General features: G+C 40.0%; 26 protein-coding genes. 20 read left to right on the forward strand and 6 right to left on the reverse strand.

Annotated features, from left to right (window positions below; translation table 11 throughout):
* Positions 1–407 precede the first annotated feature (407 nt).
* Positions 408–1673, forward strand: a complete 1266-nt coding sequence (gene tyrS, locus ACP8HG_RS02325) for a tyrosine--tRNA ligase (RefSeq protein WP_067207540.1) — start codon at positions 408–410, stop codon at positions 1671–1673.
* 210 nt (positions 1674–1883) lie between these two features.
* Complete coding sequence (locus ACP8HG_RS02330; RefSeq protein WP_156475989.1) at positions 1884–2039, forward strand: hypothetical protein; 156 nt, start codon at positions 1884–1886, stop codon at positions 2037–2039.
* 67 nt (positions 2040–2106) lie between these two features.
* Here the strand turns inward: ACP8HG_RS02330 and ACP8HG_RS02335 are convergent, their stop codons facing one another.
* Both ACP8HG_RS02335 and rpsD read right to left on the reverse strand, forming a co-directional pair.
* Complete coding sequence (locus ACP8HG_RS02335; RefSeq protein WP_067207543.1) at positions 2107–2919, reverse strand: cobalamin-binding protein; 813 nt, start codon at positions 2917–2919, stop codon at positions 2107–2109.
* An 82-nt stretch (positions 2920–3001) separates the two neighbouring features.
* A complete protein-coding gene (gene rpsD / locus ACP8HG_RS02340; protein WP_067207545.1) occupies positions 3002–3604 on the reverse strand; it encodes a 30S ribosomal protein S4 in 603 nt (200 codons plus the stop codon).
* A gap of 348 nt (positions 3605–3952) precedes the next feature.
* Between rpsD and ACP8HG_RS02345 the strand changes: the two genes are divergently transcribed.
* Positions 3953–5821: a GGDEF domain-containing protein gene (locus tag ACP8HG_RS02345; protein WP_438298131.1), complete on the forward strand. Its 1869-nt coding sequence runs from the start codon at positions 3953–3955 to the stop codon at positions 5819–5821.
* A gap of 69 nt (positions 5822–5890) precedes the next feature.
* Positions 5891–7102: a methionine gamma-lyase gene (gene megL, locus ACP8HG_RS02350; RefSeq protein ID WP_399631603.1), complete on the forward strand. Its 1212-nt coding sequence runs from the start codon at positions 5891–5893 to the stop codon at positions 7100–7102.
* A gap of 191 nt (positions 7103–7293) precedes the next feature.
* Here megL and ACP8HG_RS02355 read toward each other — a convergent pair whose 3' ends face one another.
* The gene (locus tag ACP8HG_RS02355; protein WP_067207552.1) at positions 7294–7773 is read right to left on the reverse strand and encodes a GAF domain-containing protein; all 480 of its coding nucleotides are present in this window, start codon (positions 7771–7773) and stop codon (positions 7294–7296) included.
* Positions 7774–7969: 196 nt separating this feature from the next.
* Here ACP8HG_RS02355 and ezrA point away from each other — a divergent pair, with 196 nt between their 5' ends.
* The 10 genes from ezrA to ACP8HG_RS02405 all read left to right on the forward strand — a co-directional run bounded on the left by ezrA (position 7970) and on the right by ACP8HG_RS02405 (position 17566).
* Positions 7970–9661 carry a septation ring formation regulator EzrA gene (gene ezrA / locus ACP8HG_RS02360; protein ID WP_067207555.1) on the forward strand — a complete coding sequence of 564 codons (1692 nt, stop codon included), beginning with the start codon at positions 7970–7972 and terminating at the stop codon, positions 9659–9661.
* Between the two features lie 183 nt (positions 9662–9844).
* Positions 9845–10978, forward strand: a complete 1134-nt coding sequence (locus tag ACP8HG_RS02365) for a cysteine desulfurase family protein (RefSeq protein WP_067207557.1) — start codon at positions 9845–9847, stop codon at positions 10976–10978.
* The gene (gene thiI, locus ACP8HG_RS02370) at positions 10978–12180 is read left to right on the forward strand and encodes a tRNA uracil 4-sulfurtransferase ThiI (RefSeq protein ID WP_067207559.1); all 1203 of its coding nucleotides are present in this window, start codon (positions 10978–10980) and stop codon (positions 12178–12180) included. Before ACP8HG_RS02365 ends, thiI begins: the two co-directional genes overlap by 1 nt.
* Positions 12181–12756: 576 nt before the next feature.
* A complete protein-coding gene (locus ACP8HG_RS02375) occupies positions 12757–12963 on the forward strand; it encodes an alpha/beta-type small acid-soluble spore protein (RefSeq protein WP_067207561.1) in 207 nt (68 codons plus the stop codon).
* A gap of 166 nt (positions 12964–13129) precedes the next feature.
* On the forward strand, positions 13130–13339 hold the full coding sequence (locus ACP8HG_RS02380; protein WP_067207564.1) for an alpha/beta-type small acid-soluble spore protein: 210 nt from the start codon (positions 13130–13132) through the stop codon (positions 13337–13339).
* A 173-nt stretch (positions 13340–13512) separates the two neighbouring features.
* On the forward strand, positions 13513–13719 hold the full coding sequence (locus ACP8HG_RS02385) for an alpha/beta-type small acid-soluble spore protein (RefSeq protein WP_067207567.1): 207 nt from the start codon (positions 13513–13515) through the stop codon (positions 13717–13719).
* Between the two features lie 179 nt (positions 13720–13898).
* Positions 13899–15470, forward strand: coding sequence for an acyl-CoA synthetase MbcS (gene mbcS / locus ACP8HG_RS02390; protein ID WP_067207570.1), 1572 nt, complete (start codon positions 13899–13901; stop codon positions 15468–15470).
* 176 nt (positions 15471–15646) lie between these two features.
* Positions 15647–16552, forward strand: a complete 906-nt coding sequence (rarD, locus tag ACP8HG_RS02395) for an EamA family transporter RarD (protein ID WP_338652926.1) — start codon at positions 15647–15649, stop codon at positions 16550–16552.
* A 138-nt stretch (positions 16553–16690) separates the two neighbouring features.
* Positions 16691–17155 carry a GNAT family N-acetyltransferase gene (locus ACP8HG_RS02400; protein ID WP_067207576.1) on the forward strand — a complete coding sequence of 155 codons (465 nt, stop codon included), beginning with the start codon at positions 16691–16693 and terminating at the stop codon, positions 17153–17155.
* A gap of 78 nt (positions 17156–17233) precedes the next feature.
* Positions 17234–17566, forward strand: coding sequence for a hypothetical protein (locus ACP8HG_RS02405; RefSeq protein ID WP_187047299.1), 333 nt, complete (start codon positions 17234–17236; stop codon positions 17564–17566).
* 37 nt (positions 17567–17603) lie between these two features.
* On the opposite strand, the gene ACP8HG_RS02410 is transcribed toward ACP8HG_RS02405, so the two are convergent.
* Entirely contained in the window at positions 17604–17897 is a 294-nt protein-coding gene (locus ACP8HG_RS02410) for a hypothetical protein (RefSeq protein WP_340741806.1), read from the reverse strand.
* A gap of 1422 nt (positions 17898–19319) precedes the next feature.
* Entirely contained in the window at positions 19320–20120 is an 801-nt protein-coding gene (locus ACP8HG_RS02415; RefSeq protein ID WP_067207583.1) for an NAD kinase, read from the reverse strand.
* A 106-nt stretch (positions 20121–20226) separates the two neighbouring features.
* Between ACP8HG_RS02415 and sppA the strand changes: the two genes are divergently transcribed.
* The 5 genes from sppA to ACP8HG_RS02440 all read left to right on the forward strand — a co-directional run bounded on the left by sppA (position 20227) and on the right by ACP8HG_RS02440 (position 24627).
* On the forward strand, positions 20227–21240 hold the full coding sequence (sppA, locus tag ACP8HG_RS02420) for a signal peptide peptidase SppA (RefSeq protein ID WP_067207586.1): 1014 nt from the start codon (positions 20227–20229) through the stop codon (positions 21238–21240).
* A 13-nt stretch (positions 21241–21253) separates the two neighbouring features.
* Positions 21254–21844 (forward strand): RDD family protein, encoded by a 591-nt coding sequence (locus ACP8HG_RS02425; protein ID WP_082786520.1) that lies wholly within the window; start codon positions 21254–21256, stop codon positions 21842–21844.
* 30 nt (positions 21845–21874) lie between these two features.
* The gene (gene tpx / locus ACP8HG_RS02430) at positions 21875–22381 is read left to right on the forward strand and encodes a thiol peroxidase (RefSeq protein WP_067207588.1); all 507 of its coding nucleotides are present in this window, start codon (positions 21875–21877) and stop codon (positions 22379–22381) included.
* 64 nt (positions 22382–22445) lie between these two features.
* Positions 22446–23357 (forward strand): class I SAM-dependent methyltransferase, encoded by a 912-nt coding sequence (locus tag ACP8HG_RS02435; RefSeq protein ID WP_067207591.1) that lies wholly within the window; start codon positions 22446–22448, stop codon positions 23355–23357.
* A 79-nt stretch (positions 23358–23436) separates the two neighbouring features.
* Entirely contained in the window at positions 23437–24627 is a 1191-nt protein-coding gene (locus ACP8HG_RS02440; RefSeq protein WP_067207594.1) for an acetate kinase, read from the forward strand.
* Positions 24628–24757: 130 nt separating this feature from the next.
* Here ACP8HG_RS02440 and ACP8HG_RS02445 read toward each other — a convergent pair whose 3' ends face one another.
* Complete coding sequence (locus tag ACP8HG_RS02445) at positions 24758–25207, reverse strand: universal stress protein (protein WP_067207597.1); 450 nt, start codon at positions 25205–25207, stop codon at positions 24758–24760.
* Between the two features lie 299 nt (positions 25208–25506).
* Between ACP8HG_RS02445 and ald the strand changes: the two genes are divergently transcribed.
* On the forward strand, positions 25507–26625 hold the full coding sequence (gene ald / locus ACP8HG_RS02450) for an alanine dehydrogenase (protein ID WP_067207599.1): 1119 nt from the start codon (positions 25507–25509) through the stop codon (positions 26623–26625).
* The last annotated feature ends 21 nt before the right edge of the window (positions 26626–26646 follow it).

Here is a 26646-nt window from a genome sequence, read left to right on the forward strand (position 1 = left end):
ACCTCCTGAAATCTTACCTATTATAGCACATTTCCATAAATGCCAATCGATAATATTTGACAACTTTTGAATATCGGTTAGAATTACTGATACATATACTTTCACATGTTGAATGAGTCGAAGTAGTGGTTGGGGAACCGTTTAGAGAGGCAGCGGCTGGTGAAAGCTGTCCGGTAAACCAATCATGAATTACAGCTCTGGAGTGTGACGCGTGCGCAGTGTTATTGCGTTTTGAGTGGAGAATTTTTTCTCAAGCCGGGTGGTACCGCGTTAATACAATAATTAGCGTCCTTGCATGATTTTTTTAAATCGTGTAAGGGCTTTTTTGTTGTCTACTTCCAGGTGCTAAGCGCTTTGAAACTCATTTGACGCGATGCGTTATTACTTAAATTACAGGAGGGGTTAGGATGAAAGAGAAATTGATGGAAGACTTAAAGTGGAGAGGGTTACTCTACCAACAGACGGATGAGGCGGGTCTTGAGGATTTGCTGAATAAGGAGAAAATCTCACTGTATTGCGGCGTCGATCCGACTGCGGATAGCATGCACATCGGACATATCGTGCCATTACTTACGCTACGCCGTTTCCAAATGCATGGACATCGTCCGATTCTACTTGTTGGAGGAGCTACGGGTATGATTGGGGATCCATCAGGCCGCTCGGAAGAAAGACAGCTCCAAACAACTGAACAAATCGATAGAAACGTTGCCGGGATTAAGAAGCAGATGGAACAAATTTTCGATTTCAATTCTGAAAACGGCGCTCAAATGGTGAACAACAATGACTGGGTAGGTTCGATGAGCGTCATCGAATTTTTACGCGATTTCGGTAAGTTGTTAGGCGTTAACTATATGCTTGCGAAAGACAATGTTGCATCACGTCTTGATAGTGGAATTTCTTTCACTGAGTTTTCATATATGCTTATTCAAGGAATTGACTTCAACCATTTATTCAATAATTATGGCTGCAGAGTTCAAATCGGTGGATCGGATCAGTGGGGCAATATTACGACAGGGCTTGAAGTGATTCGTAAAACGCACGAAGAAGAAGTGAAAGCATTCGGTATCACAATTCCACTGGTTACGAAAGCAGATGGTACGAAATTTGGTAAAAGTGCGGGCGGCGCAGTATGGCTTGATGCAGAAAAAACATCACCTTATGAATTCTATCAGTTCTGGATAAATACAGCTGATGCGGATGCTGTTAAATATATGAAAATATTCACATTCATTGAGCGCGAAGAAATCGAAGCGTTTGAAATTACAGTTCAAGAAGAACCACATTTACGGAAAGCGCAACTTAGATTGGCAGAAGAAATGACGCGTCTGATTCACGGTCAGGAAGCACTTGACCAGGCAATCCGTATTTCCAAAGCATTATTCAGTGGTGATTTAAAAACACTAACCGCGAATGAAATGAAAGACGCATTCAAAGATGTCCCTTCGTTTGAAATGGCGAAAGAGGATAAAAACATCGTTGACTTTATCGTCGATTCTGGCGTGTCGCCATCAAGACGACAAGCTCGTGAAGATGTGACAAATGGTGCGATATCATTGAACGGTGAACGAGTGACGGATACGGCATACGAGGTGAGCGCAGCAGATCGTTTGGATGATGCGTTTACGATTGTCCGTCGCGGTAAGAAAAATTACAAAATGGTGAAATTCGTTTAACTGTGGAGATTCATGAAAGCGAAACCCGCAACCCGCAAACTTTTCATTCGGCAGGAAAAAAGAGATGTTTGAGGGCTATGTTAGAAACTCCATAACTGAAGTTAAAACGACTCATTGCAGAATGATTTTATGAGTTTGCCAGTTCGCGGAGGGCATTTGACTTCACAAATCTATTTCCGAGTCTGCACGAAAAATCAGAAATGATTCCTTATGAAATTGACTGAAGAAGAGAATTTAGAGCTGAATTTTCGAACTATGATGGCGACGGCAGGAACTGTCATGGCAATTCGTGAAACTGTGAGGACAACGACGAGAACTGTCATGGCAAGTCATGCAACTGTCGCGGCAACAACTGAAAGTGTCTAGAAATAACATTGCTTATAATGCGAAAGGCTGTTTTCCCTATTAGGAAGGGGAAAACAGCCTTTTTATTTTACGCGTTTCTAACCCACTGCGGTAGTTGTAAATCCGCATAAATTTCCGGGTGAATCATTTTGGCTAATTTCAAAGCGCCTTCAAGGAGCCGCGGGGAAGGGCGACAATACAGTTCTTCTTCCATTACTGAAAGGCGGTCACTTTTCACGGCGTCCAACTCTTTCCAACCGGGCCGTTTCAGAACAACTTCTTTTTTCACTTTATTGATTCGTACTCCGACCCAAGCTAGAAGGATGTAATCAGGTGCTCTATTTAGTACATCCTCCCAGTCAGTCTGAACACTGGCAAATTCGACGTCGCGAAATTCATTCAAAGCTCCGGAAATAGTGCTTATTTCAGTCAGCCAATTAATTTTTCCAGGTGTAAATACAGGCTTTGGCCACCACTCCCAGTATAAAGAAGGGGTAACTTCGACAGTTTCGGCACGTTTTTTCATGTCTTGAATAAATAATAAATACTCTTCTTTAATTTGAAGTGCGTGTTCTTCAATTCCACATGCTTTTCCGACAGTTAACAGATCTTCTGCGATATCATCCAGGCTTTGTGGATCTAATACTAAGTGTGGAATCATTCGCTTCTCGAGTTCTGCGATGTTTTTTTCCATTCCGGGAACACTGAGCGATGCAAGCACTAAGTCAGGTTCATACAATTCCAATTTGTCCATATCAATCGACAAGTCAGGCCCTAATTTGGGTAAAGAATTGATTCCGCTAGGCCAATCAGAAAAATCATCAACTGCAACGAGTTGATCAATGAGGCCAAGGTAGGCAAGTAGTTCCGTATTACTCGGGCAAATCGATACAAGTTTCATATAATCACCTCATAAGTCGTAGTATGTACAGTATATCACGAAAAAAAAGAGCCCTGTGAAGGGCTCTTTTCCAAAGATGCTATTAACGAGAGTAGAATTCAACGATAAGTGATTCGTTAATTTCTGCTGCAAGTTCGCTGCGCTCAGGCATGCGGACGAATTGACCGACTTTAGTGTCTTTGTTGAATGTTACGTATTCAGGAACATAGCTGTTCACTTCAAGCGATTCATTTACAGTATCAAGGTTTTGAGATTTCTCACGGAAAGAAATTTCTTGACCAGGTTTAACGCTGAAAGAAGGGATATCAACGCGTTTACCATCAACCATGATATGGCCGTGGTTTACAAGTTGGCGTGATGCACGACGTGTGCGTGCAAGACCCATGCGGTATACAATGTTATCAAGACGAGTCTCAAGAAGAATCATGAAGTTAACACCGTGTTTACCAGGCATTTTACCTGCTTTGATGAACATCGTTTTGAATTGACGTTCGTTTACGCCAAACATAAAACGAAGTTTTTGTTTTTCTTGTAATTGCTTTCCGTACTCAGAAAGTTTTATGCGTTGGTTAGGACCGTGTTGTCCTGGACCGTAAGGGCGTTTTTCGATTTCTTTTCCTGTGCCTGTAAGTGAAATCCCAAGACGACGGGAAAGTTTCCATGATGGACCTGTATAACGAGCCATGAAAGACTCCTCCTCTATTGTTGGTTTTATTTTGTTGTAAAATAAGAACCAGATGTGTTCAATCCAAATGCCATTCTATCATCTTGCACCCTCGCCTCCGCAGCCAGGAAGTTACTCGATGCACCTTGTAAAAGGAATAGACTGGACAATCTGAAACACACAACTGCTGCAACTATTTTACACAAGTTCCATCATAACAACTATAGAAGTAAGAGTCAAGCGTCATACTTGTAAACTAAGATAAGCCAAATGGTCTATGTAAAGTAATGGTAACTATAGTACCAATGCATTACAATGATAGTAAGACTTATTTGAATTCTATATACAGATTAGGATTGGGGTGATTATGTGACGGATCATCAATTGACGATGTTGAAAATTAAAAGCGATTTGATGGATTTATGGACCAAAGATACTGCTTTGCAATCGTATGAACAATGGTTTAAGGCGTTAAAACCAAAACTAAATCACCATTTTAATATTGCAGAAGCGGATTTTTTCATATATGCCAATAATAGTTTTGTGGCACTTAAAGGTCATAAGTCCGTTTCTAAGAGAGAACAAGCCTTGGTATTTGATGCACTTAAAACCGGAAAAGCGTTTAGCCATGATTCTTTAATCTCGCGAGTTAGAGAGACAGGTTTTAGCTATGCCGATGACTTTCTTCTGTTCCGGAATTTGAAATCTGAACCACTCGGATTGCTGGTTCTGAAATCTACTAATGAATGGAACGCATTTGCTACATCGCCATTTTTACATGAACTTGAAAAGGCGGTAAGCGACCTCATTGAGATAGTAAAGAAAATGGTTTTTCTTATAAAAGAGGAAAAAAGCTCCAAGCGTTTGTTCGGAGTCACCGAATTATTCAATTCAACAATGCAAAGTAATGTGATTTTAGATGGCGTAGTCTCTGCGATATCTAAAAATTTCCCGTCATCTGAAGTGGGACTTCTTTTATCACATGATCAAAAAGGGGTGACGCATAACTATAAGTTAATTGATTACATGAACGAAAGACCGTCTGCGATGAATGCGTTTGTATCGGGTGAAACGACAAAGGAAGTAATGCCTGAATTGTCATGCAGGCTGATTAATGCACCAATTAGAGGAAGACAAGGTATCTATGGTGTGTTGCAAATTAAAGCACCAATTGACCTCGTTTTTTCATCGACACAGAAAAAGTTTATCAGTATGGTAGTAAATACAGCAGGAAGTGCACTGGAAAAAGCGATTCTACATGATCAATCCCACCGTGTTATCGAAGATTTACAACTTGTCAATGAAACGTCGAAAAAATTGAATAGCAATATGCATTTTGGAGAAATGACAGCATTTTTGAAACAGCAATTGCTGAAAGCGTTTCGGCCAGCAGAAATTGCATTTGTTTTTAACAATGAACAAGATGGTTATGACCTCTCTCAATTAAGTTCAGATTTTTTTCGTACGGAATCAGGCAAGAATTATATTGAATTCTCATCGAAATACTTGAGGAGTGGCAAAGAAGCTTTATTTGATGCGAATTTTAGCCGAACCATGAACGAATCTATTGGTTACGAGTCAATCATAGCGATTCCGATTGTGAATCAAGAGGTACTTACGGGTTTCGTTGTACTACTGCATATGGATCAATACTTCTTTTCATTCGACAGCTTCAAACTCATGCAATCACTTATTGGACACTCTTCGCTTGCACTTGCGAACTCGGTATTACGCGACCAGTTACAGGAACTTGTTGATAAAGATCACTTAACCAAACTCTATACAAGAAGTTACGTAGATAAGATTATTGAAAAGTCGATTGTTGATGATGAAATGGGTGTCTTTGTTCTCGTAGATGTCGATGACTTCAAGAAGATAAACGACACATATGGTCATGTAACTGGTGATGATGTGCTGAAGCAGATCGCTACCATCATACTTGCAGAGGTATCCGGTAGAGGGGTTGCGGGAAGATGGGGTGGAGAGGAAATCGCTATCTTTTTGCCGTTGACAGAATTTCAAGAAGGGGCATTATTTGCGGAACGACTGGTTAAACTTATTCCTGCTGCCACTGAACCCTCAATTACGGTATCGATAGGGATGCATAACTGGACGTCTAAAAGACAGTCGACTTATAAAGAGCTGTTTCAACACACTGACAAAGCACTGTATATAGCGAAAAATAACGGTAAAAACCAAGTAGTAATCCATGAAGAAACCAGTTATACCTTTTCCTAACTGTGATTAAAGAGTAAACTAATAGATGTAGAGTTAGAATATTCTTTAAACATAAGGAGGGCAATGGAAATGGACAAAAAAAACCTTCACAAAGATACGATTGTCATTCATGAGGGATATGATGATAAGGAACATCAGGGGAGTTTAGCGGTGCCACTTTACCAAACATCGACCTTCTCGTTTGAAACAGCATTGCAAGGGGAGAATCGCTTTTCAGGTGTAGAGGGAGGGAACATTTACTCCAGGCTTGGTAATCCGACTGTCCGCGTGTTAGAAGAGCGTATGACAGCTCTTGAGAACGGAAAAGGTGCACTTGCGTTTGGTTCGGGGATGGCAGCAGTCAGTACGATTCTCGTCCACTTGACGAAATCGGGTGATCATATTCTGTGTTCACGTGGAATTTATGGCTGCACATTTGGACTTCTTGGTATGCTGAATGAGAAATACAATATCTCGCATGACCTTATTCAAATGAAGTCAGAAGAAGAGATTGAACGGGCTATTACACCGGAAACGGTCTGTATATATATTGAAACGCCTATCAATCCAACAATGGAACTTGTCGATATTCAGGCGGTCGTAAATGTAGCTAAACGTCATGGACTTCGAGTTGTAGTAGACAATACTTTTTCGTCGCCCTATTTGCAAAATCCGCTCGATTTCGGTGCGGACTTCGTTTTGCATAGCGCAACAAAGTATATTAACGGTCACGGAGATGTCATAGCTGGGCTTCTTGTCGGAGCCGACAAAGAAGAGATGGAGTCAATTCGTATGTCTGTGCAGAAAGATTTCGGAGGCATCATATCGCCATTCGATGCTTGGCTTTTAATCCGCGGATTAAAAACGCTATCGGTTCGCATGGAGCGCCATACCTCGAATGCAGAAAAAGTGATAGCTTATTTAAAAGGTCAGAAGCTTGTTGAAGAAATCTATTATCCGTTCGATAAAGACAATCCACAATATGAAATAGCGAAACGTCAAATGAGAGCAGGAGGCGGCCTGATTTCATTTACAGTTAAAGGTGGTAAAGAAGGGGCTCAGCTATTCATGGATAGCCTTTCTCTCATTAAGATTGCAGTCAGCCTAGGAGACGCAGAAACGCTTATCCAGCATCCTGCGACGATGACACATTCTGTTATTCCTGAGGCGGAGCGACTACAGATGGGTATCACTGATTCTTTACTAAGGCTTTCAGTCGGTCTTGAACATGCCGAGGATCTCATAGCTGACTTCAAAGCGGCATTCGCAATCATGGAGACAGTGATTACCGAGCGGGCTTAAAATAAGAAAATCGCCAGGCGCCTGGAAACTAGATACTATTTTAAGCGAAAAAACTTATACTTTTTTATCTTTGAACAAATAGGACAGGAACCTCTCTGCTATAATTAACAACAGAGCAGGATTTCATAATTGTTGAGCAATGAAAAAACTGCCTTGGCACCGATTGTCTGGTGGCCAGGGCAGCTTGTTGTTCAAAGATGTTTGACTAGTACCTCGACAAGATGTTCCAGTCCAGCCTGATCTTCTTTTGTGAAGCGATTCAACTCGGGGCTGTCGATGTCAAGGACACCAAGTAAGACACCATCTTTTAAAATAGGAATGACAACTTCAGACTGGGAAGCTGCATCGCATGCAATATGTCCTGGGAAAGCATTGACGTCCGATACGATAATGGATTTTTTTGTTTCAGCAGCTGTTCCGCAGACGCCTCTTCCAAGGGGAATACGAATGCACGCTGGAAGACCTTGGAAAGGACCAAGCACCAGTTCTCCGTCATCCATTAAGTAAAAACCGACCCAATTGATGCGGTCGAAAAATTGATTGAGTAAAGCAGAAGCGTTGCTCAAGTTTGCGTACATATTTCTCTCACCCGTCAACAATGCGTCCAATTGACTTGAAAGTTGTTCATATTTCACTTTTAAATCAGTGGCATAGTCAATTTCTTGAAACAAATAGAACACCCCTTGTTAAGTATATTTTGTTTAAATAAGTATACATATTAAGACGTTTATAAACAAATTTTGTCGATTATTAGGGTGGAAAACAGGTTTTTCCCTATAAATCATTCATATTCGCAACCAAAAGGGTTTAAACGTGGTACTATATAGGATAATATCATGGTACAGTGACTTGGACAGGGGGACCACGATGAAAATCATCATCATTGCCATACTAGTAGTTATTATATTAACGACAATCGCCTTCTTATTCAGGCGTAAACATATCCAGGAAATTGGTCGGTTGGAGCAGGAGAAGCTACAAATTCAACACAAACCTATCTTAGAAGAGATGACAAAAGTGAAACAACTGAACATGACAGGCGAAACCGAAGAGAAATTCGAACGGTGGCGTAGCGAATGGACAGAATTGATGGACGTACATATGCCAAAAATCGATACATTATTATTTGATGTAGAGGATGTAGTAGATCGTTTCCGTTTTAGAAAAGCAACAGGATTAGAGAAAGAAATTCAAGAGAAAGTTCGATTTTGCGATAAAAAAATGAATAATATTTTGCAAGAGCTAAACGAACTCGTTGGCAGTGAAGAAAAAAATCGCATTGAGATGGAAAAATTAAAAGAGCAGCATCGTGCCGCTCGCAAAGCGGTACTCGCTCATCAACATTCGTTTGGGATGACAGCGAATCCACTTGAAAAGGAACTGGAATCATTTAACCCGAAATTCGCAGAATATGACGAGTTGACAGCGAATGGCAATTATTTGTTGGCACGGGAAATTGTCATGGCATTATCAGCAAAGGGAGATCATGTTTTTACGTTAATCCACGAGATCCCATCGTTGCTTTCTGAAATACAAAGCAAAATTCCAGCATCGATTCGTGAACTACGAAATGGAACGAGAGAGATGGAAGAACAGTCCTATTATTTGCAACACCTAGAACTGACAAAACAACTTAGAACAATTGAGATTGAACTTGAAGAACTATTGTTAAAAATGGCTGATCTTCAAATTGAATCTGTTCAACAGTGTACAAGTGAAATAAATGATCGCATTGATTCGTTTTACGATGCGCTTGAAAATGAAGTGAATGCAAAGCATTATGTAGATGAGTACTACAATCAAATTGCTGAGAGGCTTCACGCAATAACGATATTGACAAGAGAAACTTCAGACGAGGCGGCTTTTGTTCAGCAAAGTTATCGAATGGATGAAAAAGAAGCACAAATTCCACAGCTGGCTCTCAAAAAGTTAGGTTCTCTCGACAAACGATTTGGTGTGCTTATTTATAGGCTTGAGGAACAATTATCTGCTTATTCGGGATTACAGGAAGAGTTGCAATCCATTTTTGAAGAACTAGAGCAAATTGCTGTTGAACAGGAAAGTTTCACAAATCGTATGAAAAACTTGCGGATTGATGAAAATAATGTTCGAACTAAACTGGATGAACTGTCGCGTAAATTACAAAATTCAGAACGTATGCTACATAAGGGGAATATCCCAGGTATACCAGATGATATGGAAGCACGTCTTGAAGAAGCAGATGAACAAATTTATATTGTGACACAAAGTTTACAGGAAGTACCGCTTAATATGAGTCTTGTCGATTCTTATTTGGAGAACGCAGGGAAAGCTATAAATGATGTATCTATAAAAGTTGAAGAGATGCTTGAGAATGTATTACTGATTGAGTGGATCATCCAATATGGAAACAGATACCGTGCATCCAATCCGGAAGTTCACGCCCGCTTGTTAGATGCTGAAGAGTCATTCAGACAATTCCGTTATGCAAAAGCATTGGAAGAAGCAGCGACAGCGGTTGAAGAAATGGAACCGGGTGCTATGAAACGAATTGAAGAACTTGTGAAAGAACATGTCTGAGTTAAAAAGTAGACTACAAATAGCCACCGGCATATAATGCAGGTGGCTTTGTCACGCATTGAACTTGATTCAGTAATTTTTTTGTACTGAAAGCGAAGCGTTAGCTAAAGTAGTACCCACTTCTATAAGTGGTGGGATCAATGCTGAAATGCGTATTTAATGTAAAATGAAAGGAAGATTCACATGATTTATTTTGATAATAGCGCTACAACAGCTCCTGATGAGGGTGTGCTTACATCTTTCATAGAAGTGAACAAGCGCTTTTTTGCGAATCCCGCTTCAATACATCTTGCTGGAAAGGAAGCCGAGGCGCTTCTTGAACGATCGAGAGAACAGATCCTATCGATTCTTGGTGCACATGATGGAGAGCTTTTATTCACATCGGGTGGTACGGAAGCCAATAATTTAGCGGTAATCGGTTTTGCACGTGCTTTGCGTGCTAGAGGCAACCATCTCATCACAACAAAAATTGAACATCCATCTGTTCTTCATTCAATGGGATATTTAGAGACGCAAGGGTTTGAAGTGGATTATTTGTCAGTTGATGAGCAAGGAATGATCTCTGTTGAAGAGTTGAAAAGTAAACTTCGGAAAGATACAATACTTGTCAGTATTATGCATGTCAATAATGAAATCGGTACAATACAGCCAATTGCTGAATGTGCACGCCTCATTAAAGAAAATACAAGAGCACTATTTCATTCGGATGCTGTTCAAAGTTTCGGAAAACTACCCGTTTCGTTAACTGGAGATGGTCCGGACGCAATAACGATTTCAGCCCATAAAATTAATGGCTTGAAAGGTTCGGGCATACTAGCATTAAGAAAAGGAATGGCACCAGAAGCAATTAGTTATGGCGGCGGCCAGGAAAGTGGTATTCGCAACGGTACCGTATCCGTAGCGAATGCAGTGACGATGGCAAAGGCGATACGGATGAGTGCGATAGAAATCGAGCAGAAGGATTTCAGGCAATGGAGAAATCGGCTTATAGGCTTTATCGGGCAATTTGAGAACGTTCGTGTACTTGCCCCTGATAAGGCAGCACCGCATATTTTAGCTGTCGCTTTTTATAAAGTAAAAGGGGAAGTTGCAGTTAATTTCTTTCAAGAAAACGGTATTACAATTTCTACATCTAGCGCTTGTTCATCGAAAAGTGGCACTGCGGGGCATGTAATAGAAGCTATAGGTGTTAATGGGAAATTTAAAAACGGAGTAATCCGTATCAGCTTTGGAAAAAATAATATAGAACAGCATGTAGTGGAATTCGAGCAAGTATTTGCACGGTTCATGGAACTGCTTGGAAGGGGAAATAAGTAATGGAATGGAACGAACTATTGATACGCTATGGAGAGATATCATTAAAGGGACGAAACAGGAATGTATTCGTCAAGAAATTAAGAAACAATATTAAAGATGCTTTGAGTGATTTGAAAACGGTAATCATTAAACCTGAACGTGATCGCATGTTTCTTTTTGCGGAAGACAAAAGCGATATGGAAGAAGCGATAGCTCGTTTGCCACATATTTTCGGCATTCAATCTTTCAGTCCAGTTGCAAAATGTGAAGCGACGCTTGAAGCGATTAAAGAAAAAGCCTTAGAAATCATTGGGGCAAACGAAACAGCTGGAAAAACGTTTAAAGTTGAAGTGAGACGTACAGACAAAAGGTTTCCGCTTGTGACAAACGAGTTGCAGCTAGAAATTGGGTCACATGTGTTACGTAGCTTCCCAGACCTCATTGTGCAAATGAAAAAACCTGATATCGTGCTACTCATTGATATTAGAATAGAAGGAGCTTTCTTAACAGCTAAAGTATATGAAGGTGCAGGCGGTATGCCGGTAGGTTCAAATGGACATTCAATTCTAATGCTTTCAGGTGGTATCGATAGCCCAGTTGCAGGCTATCTTATGATGAAGCGCGGTGTGTCGATTGATGCAATTCACTTTGCCAGTCCGCCATTCACAAGTGATTTGGCTAAAAAGAAAGTGATGGACCTTGCAGAGAAGTTAAGTTCATTCGGAGCAGCAGTTAGGCTTCATATAATACCATTCACTGAAATCCAACAAGCGATTGTCAGTCAAGTACCTGATAATGTTTCAATGACGACAACGCGGAGATTAATGCTTCAAATTGCTGATAAAGTGCGTGAAGAAGAAGGTGCGCTCGCAATTGTAACAGGGGAAAGCCTTGGACAAGTTGCTAGTCAAACGCTCGAAAGCTTAACGGCTATTAACGCTGTGACCTCTTCCCCTATTTTGCGCCCGCTCATTGCAACGGACAAACTGGATATTATAGATATTGCCCAAAAGATTGGCACATACGACATTTCAATTAGACCCTATGAAGATTGCTGCACAATCTTCTCGCCTTCAAACCCGAAAACAAAACCAAAGCTTGAAAAAGTAGCTTATTATGAAAGCTTTACTGATTTCGAGCCAATGATTGAAGAAGCGATTGAAAAACGACTAATCGTTGAACTACCACTTCAACAAAAGGACGACTTCGAAGACCTTCTTTAATGTTAGAATAAATTACTGTTTACATCCACTGTATGAAATTCCGTTTGCGATGCATTCTATACGCACATAGAAGTTAGTACCAAAGTTAAAGGCATCAATTTAAGTGGATTAGGGATAATGGGAACTCAATCAAATTGAAGAACGATATGTTGAACAAATAAGTATCTGTATAAACTGTACGAAGGCATCGTCTAGCGCCTGAGCAAATTCAGTGAAATTCTTTATCCCGCATTAACGGGCAGTAAAAGCCCGAATGGTTAGGGCAAACGAGGAGGAATTGCAGTTCATTCCTCCCTGTTGGTTACTTAGGCTTTGCCACAGGACGTGGCGCACTTAGCCTAAGTTCTTTAAACAATCAGTGGGGATGAAGCCCTCCTCTGATTGAAGATTAACTTTATTTCAACCAATATAAAAGCTGCATCGGACATTGTCTGATGCAGCTTTTTGGCTTATATAGTGTAAGCAAAAGAATGGTTGCTTAAACTAATCTTAATTATTTGGCGTTATTTACCACTTATTATTCGCGCATGAATTTTATTAACTTGTGCATTCTAACTGCACAAGGAGGTGATAAACATGGCGAACAACAACAGCGGCAACTCGAATCAGCTAGTAGTTCCAGGCGTAAGACAAGCACTTGATCAAATGAAAAATGAAATTGCAGCAGAATTTGGCGTACAAATGGGGCCAGACGCATCATCGCGTGCCAACGGATCCGTCGGCGGAGAAATTACTAAGCGATTAGTGCGTCAGGCGCAACAACAAATGAATGGCAATAAATAAAGATTTATTCAATGAAAAGATGTTTCGGAACAACTTTTCGCTAATATAGTGTAAGCAAAAATGCAGATGTTTAAACTATTTTATGTAATTGGTGGACATTACCATAACAAATAAATGCATAAAGTTTTATAAACGGCACATTCTATGTGCACAGGAGGTGACAAACATGCCAAACAACAACAGTGGTAATTCAAATCAGTTAGTAGTTCCAGGCGTAAGACAAGCACTGGATCAAATGAAAAATGAAATTGCAGCAGAATTTGGTGTACAAATGGGACCAGATGCATCATCACGTGCTAATGGTTCGGTCGGTGGAGAAATTACAAAACGACTAGTGCGTCAAGCGCAACAACAAATGAGCGGGTACCAAAAATAACTCTTTAACTGTGAGGCTGGTTTAGGTATTATCTAAAACAGCTTTCGCTTATACAGTGTTATCAAAAGTACAGTTGCTTAATCAATTCAAAGTGATTTACAAACTTTACCACCTATAATTTTGCATGAATTTCTGCATCTAGCACATTCTAATTATACAAGGAGGTGGCAATCATGGCGAACAACAACAGCAGCAACAACTCGAATCAGCTATTAGTTCCAGGCGTACGACAAGCATTGGATCAAATGAAAAATGAGATCGCAACAGAATTTGGCGTACAAATGGGACCAGATGCATCAGCGCGTGCCAACGGATCCGTCGGCGGAGAAATTACAAAGCGCTTAGTGCGACAGGCTCAAGAACAGATGAAGGGTCACTAAGAATAATTGTTTAATGAAAAGCTGTTCCGGAATTATTCCGGAACAGCTTTTCATAATTTTTACAAGTATTAGCTAGTAAAGAATGAATTACTCTTAGGTTTATTTAGAAAAGTAAATTAGTTTTGAATTATCGGTACTTTATTTGTATACTTAGATGATACATCTAAGGGGGAATTTGCATGAATCGTGAACAACTGATTGCGCCAGAACAATATAACCTTGTCAGTGAATTTGAAAAGTATGCAACAGGTACAGGAAAAAAAGCGCTAATTTATGTTAATGCAGAAGGAAACAAGAAGGAAATTACATATGATGAATTAATCACTTTAGCGAATAAGGCAGCCAATGTCTTCAAATCGAACGGACTTGAAAAGGGTGATGTCGTTCTTGTCATGGTTCCAAGGCTAATCGAAGCATATGTGACGTATATCGGCGCCCTTAAAGCGGGACTTGTCGTAATCCCGAGTTCAGAAATGTTACGGTCTTCCGATATTGAATATCGATTGGCACATAGTGATGCTAAAGCAATCGTTGCGTTCGATGCGTTTACTGATCAATTTAGCGAAGTAAAAAACATAGGGGATGTCAAGGTATTCGTTGTTGGACAGGCTAAGAAAGATCAACTTTCATTAACCGATCTAATGGAAACTGCATCAACGGCGTTTACAGCACCACAAACGAAAAGTTCGGACATGGCATTTCTATCTTACACATCAGGCACGACGGGGAAACCAAAAGGTGTCGTACATACACACGCTTGGGGGTATGCGCACTTACGGACAACAGGAGCAAGCTGGTTGGGTATCAATGAAGGTGACGTAGTCTGGGCTACTGCTGCACCAGGATGGCAAAAGTGGATTTGGACACCTTTCTTATCCGTAATTGGTAGCGGCGCAACGGGACTTGTATATGACGGGAAGTTTGATGTGACGACTTATTTAGAGTTGATTGGTAAATATCAAGTGAATGTATTATGTTGTACGCCAACGGAATACAGGTTTATGGCGAAGGCCGAAAACCTTGGGGATTTTGATCTTTCTTCTATTCGTAGTGCGGTTTCGGCTGGAGAACCGCTTAACCGTGAAGTAATTGATATATTTGATAAGACTTTTTCGCTTTCAGTAAGAGATGGCTATGGGCAGACGGAAAACACATTACTCGTCGGGACGATGCTAGGTATGGAGGCGCGGAAGGGTTCTATGGGAAAACCGACGCCTGGCAATAAGGTCGACATTATCAATGACGAAGGAAATCCAGCGGTTGTTGGGGAAGTTGGGGATATTGCGGTACACGTATCGACACCTGCGTTATTCAAAGAGTATTTAAAAGATCCGGAACGGACAACAATGCAGTTCCGAGGTGATTATTACGTAACGGGTGATCGTGCAAAAATGGATGAGGATGGTTATTTCTGGTTTGAAGGTCGCGGGGATGACATTATTATCAGTTCCGGCTACACAATCGGACCATTTGAAGTAGAGGATGCATTGACGAAGCATCCCGCAGTCCGTGAATGCGCAGTCGTTGCGAGTCCGGATGAAGTCAGGGGGAATATCGTCAAAGCATTCGTGGTGCTACGTGACCCTGAAAGGAAAAATGAAGAGGGTCTTATTAAAGACTTGCAGGATCACGTGAAAAGTTTGACAGCGCCTTATAAATATCCACGTAAAATTGAATTCCTGGATACTTTGCCGAAAACTGCTTCAGGAAAAATCATGCGAATTGAATTAAGGAAAAAAGAACAACTGTAAATCATTCCAGAAAACAAACCGCTTAAAAAGCACGGGTTATTCCGTACTTTTTAAGCGGTTTTTGGTGTTTACGAGTAGGTTGTCAGTATTCTAAATAATCTCATCTTTACGTAGTGAATTAATGGGGCTATACTTAGTTTATTATTTCGGTAATCAAAATATATGGGGGCGTCGTGATGCAAACAGAAAAAAGCGGTGTCCTTTGGGCAATCGGTTCGTATCTTATTTGGGGGATTATGCCGATTTATTGGAAAAGCCTTGAGCATGTCGCAAGTGCTGAAATATTAGTGAGTCGCATCGTGTGGGCATTTGTTCTAACGTTAGTAGTAGTTCTTCTTATGAAAAATGGACGTCATCTTAAGGCGGATATAAAAACCTTGTGGATCTCGCAAAGAGACTTTTGGGCTTTGTTCGCTGCTTCAGCACTTGTTTCAACGAACTGGTTTATCTACATATGGGCAGTGAATCATAACTATATTGTCCAAACAAGTCTTGGTTACTATATTAACCCGCTTATATCGGTACTACTTGGAATCTTTTTCTTGAAAGAAAAGTTGTCAAGAGCACAGCAAGTTGCTTTTTTACTGGCGGCAACAGGAGTCACAATTTTGACGATTTCGTACGGTAAGTTTCCATGGTTGGCATTTACACTGGCAATAACGTTTGCAGTTTACGGTCTTATCAAGAAACAAATTAAGCTAGATGCACTTCGTGGGTTGACAATTGAAACGTTCTTCATTGTTCCGTTCGCTGTCATCTATTATGTGTGGCTATTCATGGAAGGCAATGCAGTGTTCTTACATTCTGACATCAAGACGGACATTTTACTTATCCTAACAGGTATAGCAACGGCTTTACCACTTATTATGTATGCAAAAGGCGTACAAAGAATTCCGCTATATATGGCTGGATTTCTTCAATACATAGCCCCAACGATGATGCTGTTTCTCGGAGTTGTTGTGTACAAAGAAACGTTCGGAAAAATTGAGGTATTGTCATTCGCTTTCATTTGGGCAGCATTGTTACTCTTTACGGTATCTAAACTAATTGAAGTGATGAAAATGAAGAAGAGCCTCCTTTAAATTAGGAGGCTACTGAAAAAGGCTAACTTTATATGTTGAAGTAAAGAATTACATCAAACCCGTTCTGGTATTTTGGGGATGTCTAGGCTAAATATATTCATCTGTTCATACATTAACTGAAAAAAAAGGAGGATAATATTGATTAATAAAATAGATATTATAAATCCGAAACTTGCTAAGGAGGTATTGAGCGTTCAAATTGCTTCGTATAAGGTAGAGGCGGAGTTGATTGATTTCTATGACATTCCGCCATTAAGGGATTCGGTTAGCACATTGCAACAATGTGGCGAAAATTTCTATGGATGCTATTTAGATGGAGAGTTAAGCGGAGTCATTTCTATAAAGGCAGAAGAGAATCTAATAGATATTCATCGGTTGATGGTGCACCCAAAACATTTTAGAAAAGGAATTGCCAAGAGATTATTAGATTTCATTGAAAGCGTCGGAGAAGGGAATGAAAAACTGATCGTATCAACGGGTTCTAAAAATGCACCAGCAATCTCCTTCTATGAAAAAAATGGATTCATAATAACTGGAGAAACAAAAGTAATGGAAGGTTTATCAATAACTTCATTTGAAAAGAAAATAACTCGATATCGCTAACAGCCTTCTTTCCTAGTAGAGCCATATTGTGAAACCCATCTGATAAGTACACGTCTATTAGTAGAAAGGGGGGATAATATGAAAGAGTTATCAATGCTATTTATTATACTAGGAACTTTACTAGTAGGGAGTTTTCAAAAGGAACAAATAGAAACAAAAACGGGGTATTTAGATTTAAAAGAAAAAAGTGGAATAGCTATATTCAGTAAAGCGGTGAGTGATTCGACCAGCGAACTAGGAATCGTTAATATGGTAAATCCGTCGTATAGATTCGACCTTGGTGAAGAATCATATTCCCTTTGGATTTCAGAAGACAATGGAACAATAATGAATACAAAAGACACTCATACTATTTACAGACTTTCAACTAGCTCAGTTCAAGAGGTTAATGGGTTTGTTAATAGAGATTAAACCTTCTTCAACGAACGAAGCAGTTAGTTGAAGAAGGTTAACCAAGCATTCTGCCGATGAATATAATGAAAGTTAATACGATTGAAAAAACTGACATGAAAATTATAGTAAATATACCTCTTGCCATTGCCTTCCATTCCCTTACATCCTTTAACCCGATGACTCCAAGAAAAAATGTTATCACTGTTATGCCTAAGACAATATCTAATGAATAAAGCCCTATGATTTTTGTGGTAAAACTAAAAAAATCTGCAGACGATATTGCGATTAAAAACAGAGGAATACAAAGTAAAGAAAGTATAAAGGACAATGAATTAATAGTTATTTCCATTCCATTCCACTCCCTTCTAAAAATCCTTTTCAATTTTAATAAATCTTCACGTACATATCCTTTACTTTTTTAGAGCTTAGAGCTCATCTATATGATAAAACAGGATTAAAAAATATAGTATATATGTTGAATTAAAGAATCTCATTGAATCTGCTATGGTGCTCAATAATGAGAGAGTTGTAATTCGGTGTGTGGATTGTAGAACGCTTGGCGCTTTGGGGATGCCTCTCGCTGTAAGACTGGATTAGCGCTTCGCATCCAGTCTTACGACTTCGGCGACCCCTTTGCCGCGCCTGCGCTAGGGTGTTCATTATAGAGAGAAATATGATTTTGAGATGTATATGCTGAGATTATAATGTGATTACTTTTTGCTACTATTTATATTCAAGAAAGACGTGCCCCGGCTTGCAGATTTCATCGTAGATAATGAAAAGCTCTTTCTCACATAGACCATCCAGCGCAGGCGCGATAAGACTGAAAGTGGTCTTCTTTCTGGCTTATCGCGGGAGGCATCCACAAAGCGTCGAAGCGGTATTCGTAGGATTTTTATTTCATTCCAATTATTGTTTTTTTCAGTAGCCTTTCAAAAGCCCTTGTAAAGCGCATACGTTGTATTCATTTGTTCAACATATATAGAGCTAGGGATAAGTGAGTTAATAATGCCGAAATACTTTAAAACATATTTTTAAAATTTTTATGGAGAAATCAGGTTATGGAGATAGGGTAATGCCATAAAATGAAAGAATTAGGAGTAAGTACATACTTAAGACGAAGATAAATCATGATTGTTCCATCGCGCTCCAATTTCATAAGTACACGAAGTGCTAAAGCTTTTTGGGACGAAAGAATAGAGGGGCATAGACCTGGATAATAGCCGCCAAAGATGTTATTTTGGCGGCTGAAACTTTCTTTAGGGTTTTCTCTTTTTTACTAGTAATGAAGTGTCAATTTCTATATGGTATCACATGATTACATGCATACTCTTTTGCTAATAGTAAGCAATATAACGTGTAAGAGTGCCCGAAATTGCATCTTCGGACACTTACAATCCCTATAGAAAGTCATCTATTCTTTTCTTTCAAAACAACTGTATTTTTCACTTGAACATTGTAGGAACGCGACAGGCAACTATTCACAACATGATGACCCAAAAAAAGTGTGGCTAGAAGTGACGGAGTCACTTCTAGCCACACATGCCTCACGGTAAAACTGTCGTGATTAGTTCGCCGAAAGCGAACCGGAAATGGTCCAGTGAAAATGGGTTTTTCCAAGCCTTAATACCAGTGTTTTATGCAAATAAATGGTTAATCAACAGACGTAATTGTAGATTGAAAGGTTCTTACTAAAGTAGTTGAGCTTTTCAATGTTGAAATCATATGTATTGCTATAAAACGGTAATCGACAGGCGGTGTTGCTTTTCTTTTATAAATAAATTCGCTGCACTTTCTCCCAGAAGGAGTTATTTTTCAGTTTCACAGTTTTCACAGTTTTATCGCTTAATCTAATTTCCACACTTTCAACTTGGCGAATCCCCAGCGCTTCATTGTCAGCAGCAACTAAAGGGAAAACGTTGCCATCCTGATGAACTTTTAGTTGGAATTTACGTTCGCCACTCATTATGAAGGACGAGCCAAGTGTTCTGTATTTATTATTGTTTACGGAAGCAAGCTCAGTCACTTGGAAACACCGAAGTAGTGGATCAACGACCGCTCCATTGACAGACTTATTGTAAGCAGTACTGCCAGTCGGTGTGGAAATTATTAGACCATCACCGAGGAATGTTTCGAATAATTTATCATCTATAATGACATCCAGGACGAATGTCCGAATGATATTCGAGCGAATACTGAATTCATTTAGGCAATAGAATGGTTGGTGATCATCAATCTTTACTTCGATAAGTGGATACTTTCTCACTTCAAGACCTTCTTTACGAATGGTCTGCGTCATTTCGTAAAGATTGTTATAATGAAAATCACAATAAAGTCCGGGTTTACCTGTTAAAGAAATACCTGCATATAAACAATCCTGTCGGAAACCGGTTTTTCGAACCGCTTGTAAAAAAGAACCATCGCTACCGATGCTGATGATAATATTTGCATCTTTATCGTTGTCGGTCATTGTAAAACCCTCATGAATCAACGCATCTGCCACTTTGGATTTTTTATCAAGTGAATCTTCATCATGTTTACTGTAAATAAAAATATTCATTCGATCTGTCATTACACAAAGCCCCCTCTGAATAAGTTATACTGATTTTACCACGTGGTGAAACATTTTGGTGTGTCCGAACGTATAAGTTAATGGAATGAAAAAGGAGGAATTTGAAATGACAATTAAACGATGGATTGCAATCATCGTAGCTGCAGCACTTGTTTTTGTGTCAATAGGCATAAATTCACTATCGTACATATTTACGAGAGATTTCAACGGATTCTTTGAAGACATGATGGCAACTTCATCTTCGGGGTATGAGGAAGCGATTATTGAGGAAGGAACGGGTAAGGATAAAATCGCTGTTCTTTCTCTTGATGGGGTTATTCAGGACTTAGGGGATACGTCATCCCTTTTCCAATCTGCAGGTTATAATCATCAGTATTTCATGAATCAGTTGTCTGAAATTCTTGAAGATACTAATGTAAAAGGCGTTGTGCTTGAAGTGAATTCACCAGGTGGCGGAGTCGTTGAATCAGCGGACATTTATGATGCTCTCCGTATGATTCAAGTAGAAAGAGAGATTCCGCTGTATGTTTCGATGGGCGGAATGGCTGCTTCAGGCGGTTATTATGTATCAGCTCCAGCTGATAAGATATTTGTTAATCGTGAAACGATTACAGGTTCAATCGGTGTCATTATGGAAAGTGTTAACTATGCGAAACTTGCTGAGAAATACGGCATTGATTTTAACACGATTAAAACAGGTCCATATAAAGATATTATGAGTGGATCTCGTGAGATGAAAGATGAAGAACGCGTAATGCTTCAAGAAATGATAAATGATTCCTACGAACGCTTTGTTGATATTATCGAAGAAGGTCGCGGCATGACAGAGGCTGAAGTGAAAAAAGTAGCTGATGGCCGTATCATGAATGGGCGTCAGGCAATCGAAGCTGGGCTTGCAGATGAATTCGGCAAGGCGGGTGATGTTATTGCTGCCATGAAAGAAGATTATAATCTTCAAGATGCCACAGTCTTTGAGTATACGTCCCTTGATAGCTGGACTTCAATACTCGGCGTGAAAGCAGGAAATATGTTTGGCGGTAATATTGAGTCTGAACTAATCGGTAAGTTATTAAACGATTATAATGCACCACGGATGATGTATTTGTATGGTGAAAAATAAGGAGGGCTAGCGAATGTCGGAACACATCGAACAACAACCGGATCTGACGGGGAATTCCACTGCTGCGACGCCTATTCCAGATTACGAGACTATTCAAACTGAACATTATCGGGCGAAGTATGCGGGTTTCTGGACGCGACTATGGGCATATACAATCGATCTTCTTGTTTTATCAGCAATAAGCGGGATTATCATTAAACCGATTTTTCGAGTTGCAGGTTGGGAGATTACAAATCCCTCATTCTTCTTCTTCAGCACCTATAAAGTTACTATCCTTATTTTGATGTTACTTTACTTTGCGCTTATGACGAAGTATTTACAGCAAACAGTAGGGAAGATGATCATGGGCATAAGAGTAGTGGCTAAAGACGAGGGTAAGCTTACGTGGGGGTCTGTCATATTCCGCGAAGTCATCGGAAGATTCATATCCAAAATGTTGGTCATCCCTTATCTGCTGGTCCTATTTATGCCTAGAAAAGAAGCATTGCATGACTTATTCGCCGATACTGTTGTTGAACATGAGCATTCTTATGAAAAAGAGATGGTTGTAGATTACCGTAAACGGATTGAGGGACAACAGTTGCAAGACGGTACTATCATTTAGTAAGATAGACTTAGAAGAGGAGGCGTCTTAATGGCTAACGTTACATTCAAGAACAACCCTGTTACATTGCTTGGAAAAGAAGTTGCAGTAGGTGATACTGCGCAAGATTTTACAGCACTTGCGAACGATTTGAGTCCGGTGACACTTGCCGATTCAAAAGGGAAAATCAGGTTAATCAGTGTGATTCCTTCAATTGATACGGGTGTCTGTTCAACACAGACGCGTAAATTTAACGAAGAGGCTGCTTCTCTTGGGGATGACGTTCAAGTATTGACGATTTCTGCCGATCTTCCTTTTGCACAAGCGAGATGGTGTGCTGCTGAAGGTATTGCAAATCTACAGACATTATCCGATCATCGCGATTTATCATTTGGAGAAGCGTACGGCGTCGTAATGAAAGAACTTCGCTTGCTTGCACGTTCTGTCTTCGTTATCGATAAAGATGATAAAGTGACGTATGTTGAGTATGTCGGCGAAGGTACAGACCATCCTAACTATGAACAAGCAATCTTAGCGGTAAAAGAATTAACGAAGTAACTAAAAAATACTAATGAAAACCCACTCGGAAACGGGTGGGTTTTGTGAGTTGAGGGATAACTAAATGACAACTAATACAGAAAAAATATTTTCATTCATTGATGCATATGCAGAATCTACAGAAGTACTTTACCTGGAAGCAACCATTGATATTTGTCAAAAATGGCTTTCAGGAGAATCGCAACCTGCGGTATCAGAAACAGTAACTAAAGAGGATATCCGTAGAGGTATCCAGCTTGCAGTCCTGAAGGGGATGAAGCAAAATGTACAGCCTAACCACCAGATGACTCCTGATTCAATCGGAATGCTCATTGGACATATTGCTGGAAAATTGGCGATAGGTGAACAAGGTATTACACTTCTTGACCCTGCAGCTGGTACAGGAAATCTTCTCTATACGGTCATGAACACAATTGAGAACGATGTCACTGCGACAGCAATAGAAATTGATGATTTGTTAGTGAGATTGTCCGCTGTTACTGCGGAATTACTTGAGCACCCTGTCACATTCTATGTGCAGGATGCATTGCGACCGTTATTTGTCGATCCAGTCGACATCACCATAAGCGATTTACCTGTCGGATTTTATCCTGATGATGAAAATGCACTCAATTATGAATTGATGCCTGCAGAGGGGCATGCTTATGCACATCATCTGTTCATTGAACAATCAATGAAGCATACGAAACCAGGTGGGCACGGTGTATTCATCATACCTGCAAATTTGTTTGAGTCCGATCAATCGCCTACATTGCATCCCTATTTGAAAAAACAAACGAATATCCGGGCAATTATTCAGTTACCTGATTCGTTATTTAAAAATGTAGCGCATGCAAAAAGTATATTAATCTTACAAAAACCTTTACCAGAAGCAAAAGTGACACATGATGTTCTTCTTGCTAAAGTTCCTAATATGACTGATAAGCATGCCATGGCCCTGTTTCTTCAGAAAATCGATATTTGGGCTACTGAATAAAGCTGGAATCTAGACTTACTCGGTAGCTGTGTGTTTAGAATTGCTTGGTAAAGAAATATGTGTAAAAGGAGCGCTTTATATGCGGAACATTTTAGCGATAAACGCTGGAAGTTCGTCCTTGAAGTTTCAACTTCTCCAGATGCCAGAAGAGCACGTAATAGCAAAGGGACAAATTGACAGAATAGGTCATTCAGAATCGATTTTCAACATGAAGTTCGAACAACGCAGGGTAGAAAAGGGTCAAGATATCCAGAATCATACCGAAGCTGTAGCTATGCTTCTTAAGATGCTGATTAGTGAAGGAGTCGTTCGATCATTCGATGAAATTGATGGGATCGGTCACCGTGTTGTACACGGTGGCGAAGTTTTCAGCGGTTCCGTACTCATCAATGATGAGATACTTGCAACGCTTGAGGGACTATCAAACCTTGCGCCACTCCATAATCCCGCAAACATTGTTGGCATTAAGGAGTTTAGTAAAGCATTGCCTAATGTGCCTGCTGTTGCGGTTTTTGATACGGCGTTTCATCAGACGATGCCGGAAAGTTCTTTTCTTTATCCGTTACCCTACGAGTATTATGAAAAATATGGCATCCGAAAATACGGTTTCCACGGTACAAGCCATAAGTATGTAACGGAACGTGCTGCGGAATTATTAAATCGTCCACTTGAAGATACACGTCTTATTTCCTGCCATTTGGGAAATGGTGCAAGTATAGCTGCTGTTGAAGGTGGGAAATCACTCGATACGTCGATGGGTTTTACCCCTCTTGCGGGGGTGACAATGGGGACGCGTTCAGGAAATATCGATCCGGCACTCATCCCATATATTATGGAGCAGACGGGAAAGACGGTCGAAGAAGTCCTAGACGTTTTGAATAAACAATCGGGAATGCTTGCTATTTCAGGGTTTTCAAGCGATTTACGTGACATTGAAATCGAGGCTTCAAAAGGGAATGCGCGTGCACAGCTGGCTCTAGATGTCTTCGCAGATCGAATTCATAAATACATTGGTTCGTATGCGGCAAGGATGGGCGGAGTGGATGCGATTATCTTTACAGCCGGAATCGGTGAAAATAGTGATGTCATTCGTAAGAAAGTGTTAGAAGGTCTTGAATTTATGGGGGTCTATGTTGATCCGGATTTGAATACTATCAGGGGTAAGGAAGTGCATATCAGCTTTCCGTACTCTCCCGTTAAGGTGTTAGTAATCCCGACGAATGAAGAAGTAATGATTGCACGTGATACGATGCGTGTTGCGAAGTTATAAAACATCCAATTGAGTGTTAGATAATAAAAGAGTTGCCCAGGGAAATAATGGGCAACTCTTTTTTGAAAAGATAAGAAGATATAAGTTTTGACTTAGCACTTTGTCTAGAAGGCGCCTTGCGCTTTTCGTATTATAATGCTTCAGGTGTACGAATGACGAGGACGTCACATTTTGCAGAACGGACGATGTTTTCGGATACACTACCGATTAGGAAACGTTCGACCGCATTCAAGCCAGTTGCACCACAAATGATAAGGTCTGCATTTAGTTTTTTAGAAATATCTTTCGAAATCATTGTTTTTGGTGACCCATATTCTACTATGACATTAACGCGTTGCAAGCCAGCTTTCTCGGCTTCCAATTTATAGTCGTTTAACAATTCTTCTGCGAACTTTTGTGCTCTTTCGGCAATCGACCGATCATAAGCTTCGACCGCAGCATATGAACGTGTGTCGATGATGTTAATCAAGTTTAATGTAGCCTCGTTTCTATCGGCAATTGCCACCGCTTTTTTGAAAGCCCACTCTGATTCCTTTGATCCGTCGACAGCAACAAGAATTTGTTTGTATACTAATGTCATTTAATTTCACTCCATTCTTTAAATAGGTATACTTACTTACTTCGATAAAAAGGATGAAAAACCTTTTAATAATAAAGAATAAAGTGACGAATAGTTTTAGTTTCGACAAAAATGTCACATTTTCGAATTAAGAGTAAAAAATTTCTCGAATAATAAGACTTTTGAGTAATAGAGTATTCTGCGAATTGATAAAATACAGCATAAATCCTTACTATCTGATAATATTAAAAATAGATTGGCCTGGATGAAAGATTTTCGAATGGTCAACTAACTAAATGTTATCTTTAGGAGGAATCGCAATGATTATTGGTGTCCCAAAAGAAGTGAAAAACAACGAAAACCGTGTCGCTATGACACCTGCAGGGGTTTTTAACTTAAAGTCGGCAGGTCATGAAGTTATCATTGAAAAAGGTGCAGGTCTAGGTTCAAGTTTTACGGACGAGGATTATACTGCAGCAGGCGCTAAAATCGTTGCAACTGCAGAAGAAGCATGGAATGTAAATATGGTTATGAAAGTAAAAGAACCGGTTGCCGCTGAGTATGGTTATTTCAGTGAAGGGCTTATCTTGTTCACTTACTTGCACCTTGCCCCTGAAGTAGAATTAACAAAAGCACTTCTTGACAATAAAGTTGTAGGAATCGCTTACGAAACAGTACAGCTTCCAAATAACTCGTTGCCTCTTCTAGCTCCTATGAGTGAAGTTGCAGGCCGCATGGCTACACAAATTGGTGCACAATACTTACAACAAACAAATGGTGGTAAAGGTATTCTATTGAGTGGCGTACCGGGCGTTTCACGTGGTCACGTAACTGTTATTGGTGGTGGGCAAGCTGGAACAAATGCTGCTCGTATTGCGGTTGGTATGGGTGCGAAAGTAACTGTTCTTGACTTGTCAGTCGATCGTCTGCGTCAATTAGACGAAATCTTCGGCAATGATATTCAGACACTTGTTTCAAATCCATTCAACATTGCTGAATCAGTAAAAAATGCAGACCTTGTTATCGGGGCGGTCTTAATCCCAGGAGCGAGAGCGCCGAAACTTGTTTCAGAGGAAATGGTTAAATCAATGAAACCTGGATCTGTTCTTGTAGACATTGCAATTGACCAAGGTGGTATTTTTGCGACATCGGATCGTGTAACGACTCATGATGAGCCAACCTATGTGAAACATGGTGTTGTTCACTACGCGGTAGCGAATATGCCAGGTGCAGTTCCACAAACTTCAACAACTGCATTAACGAACGTTACAGTTCCTTATGCACTTCAAATTGCGAATAAAGGCTACAAACAAGCTTGTTTAGACAACGTTCCTCTTCAAAAAGGTATCAACACAATGGAAGGGCATGTTACGTATAGAGCTGTAGCAGATGCTCAAGGTGTTGAGTATGTATCCGCTGAAACACTTTTGAATCAATAATGTTTAACTTGATTCAGCAGA

It is taken from the genome of Sporosarcina sp. FA15, assembly GCF_051550195.1.
In the GTDB taxonomy this organism is placed as follows: domain Bacteria; phylum Bacillota; class Bacilli; order Bacillales_A; family Planococcaceae; genus Sporosarcina; species Sporosarcina psychrophila.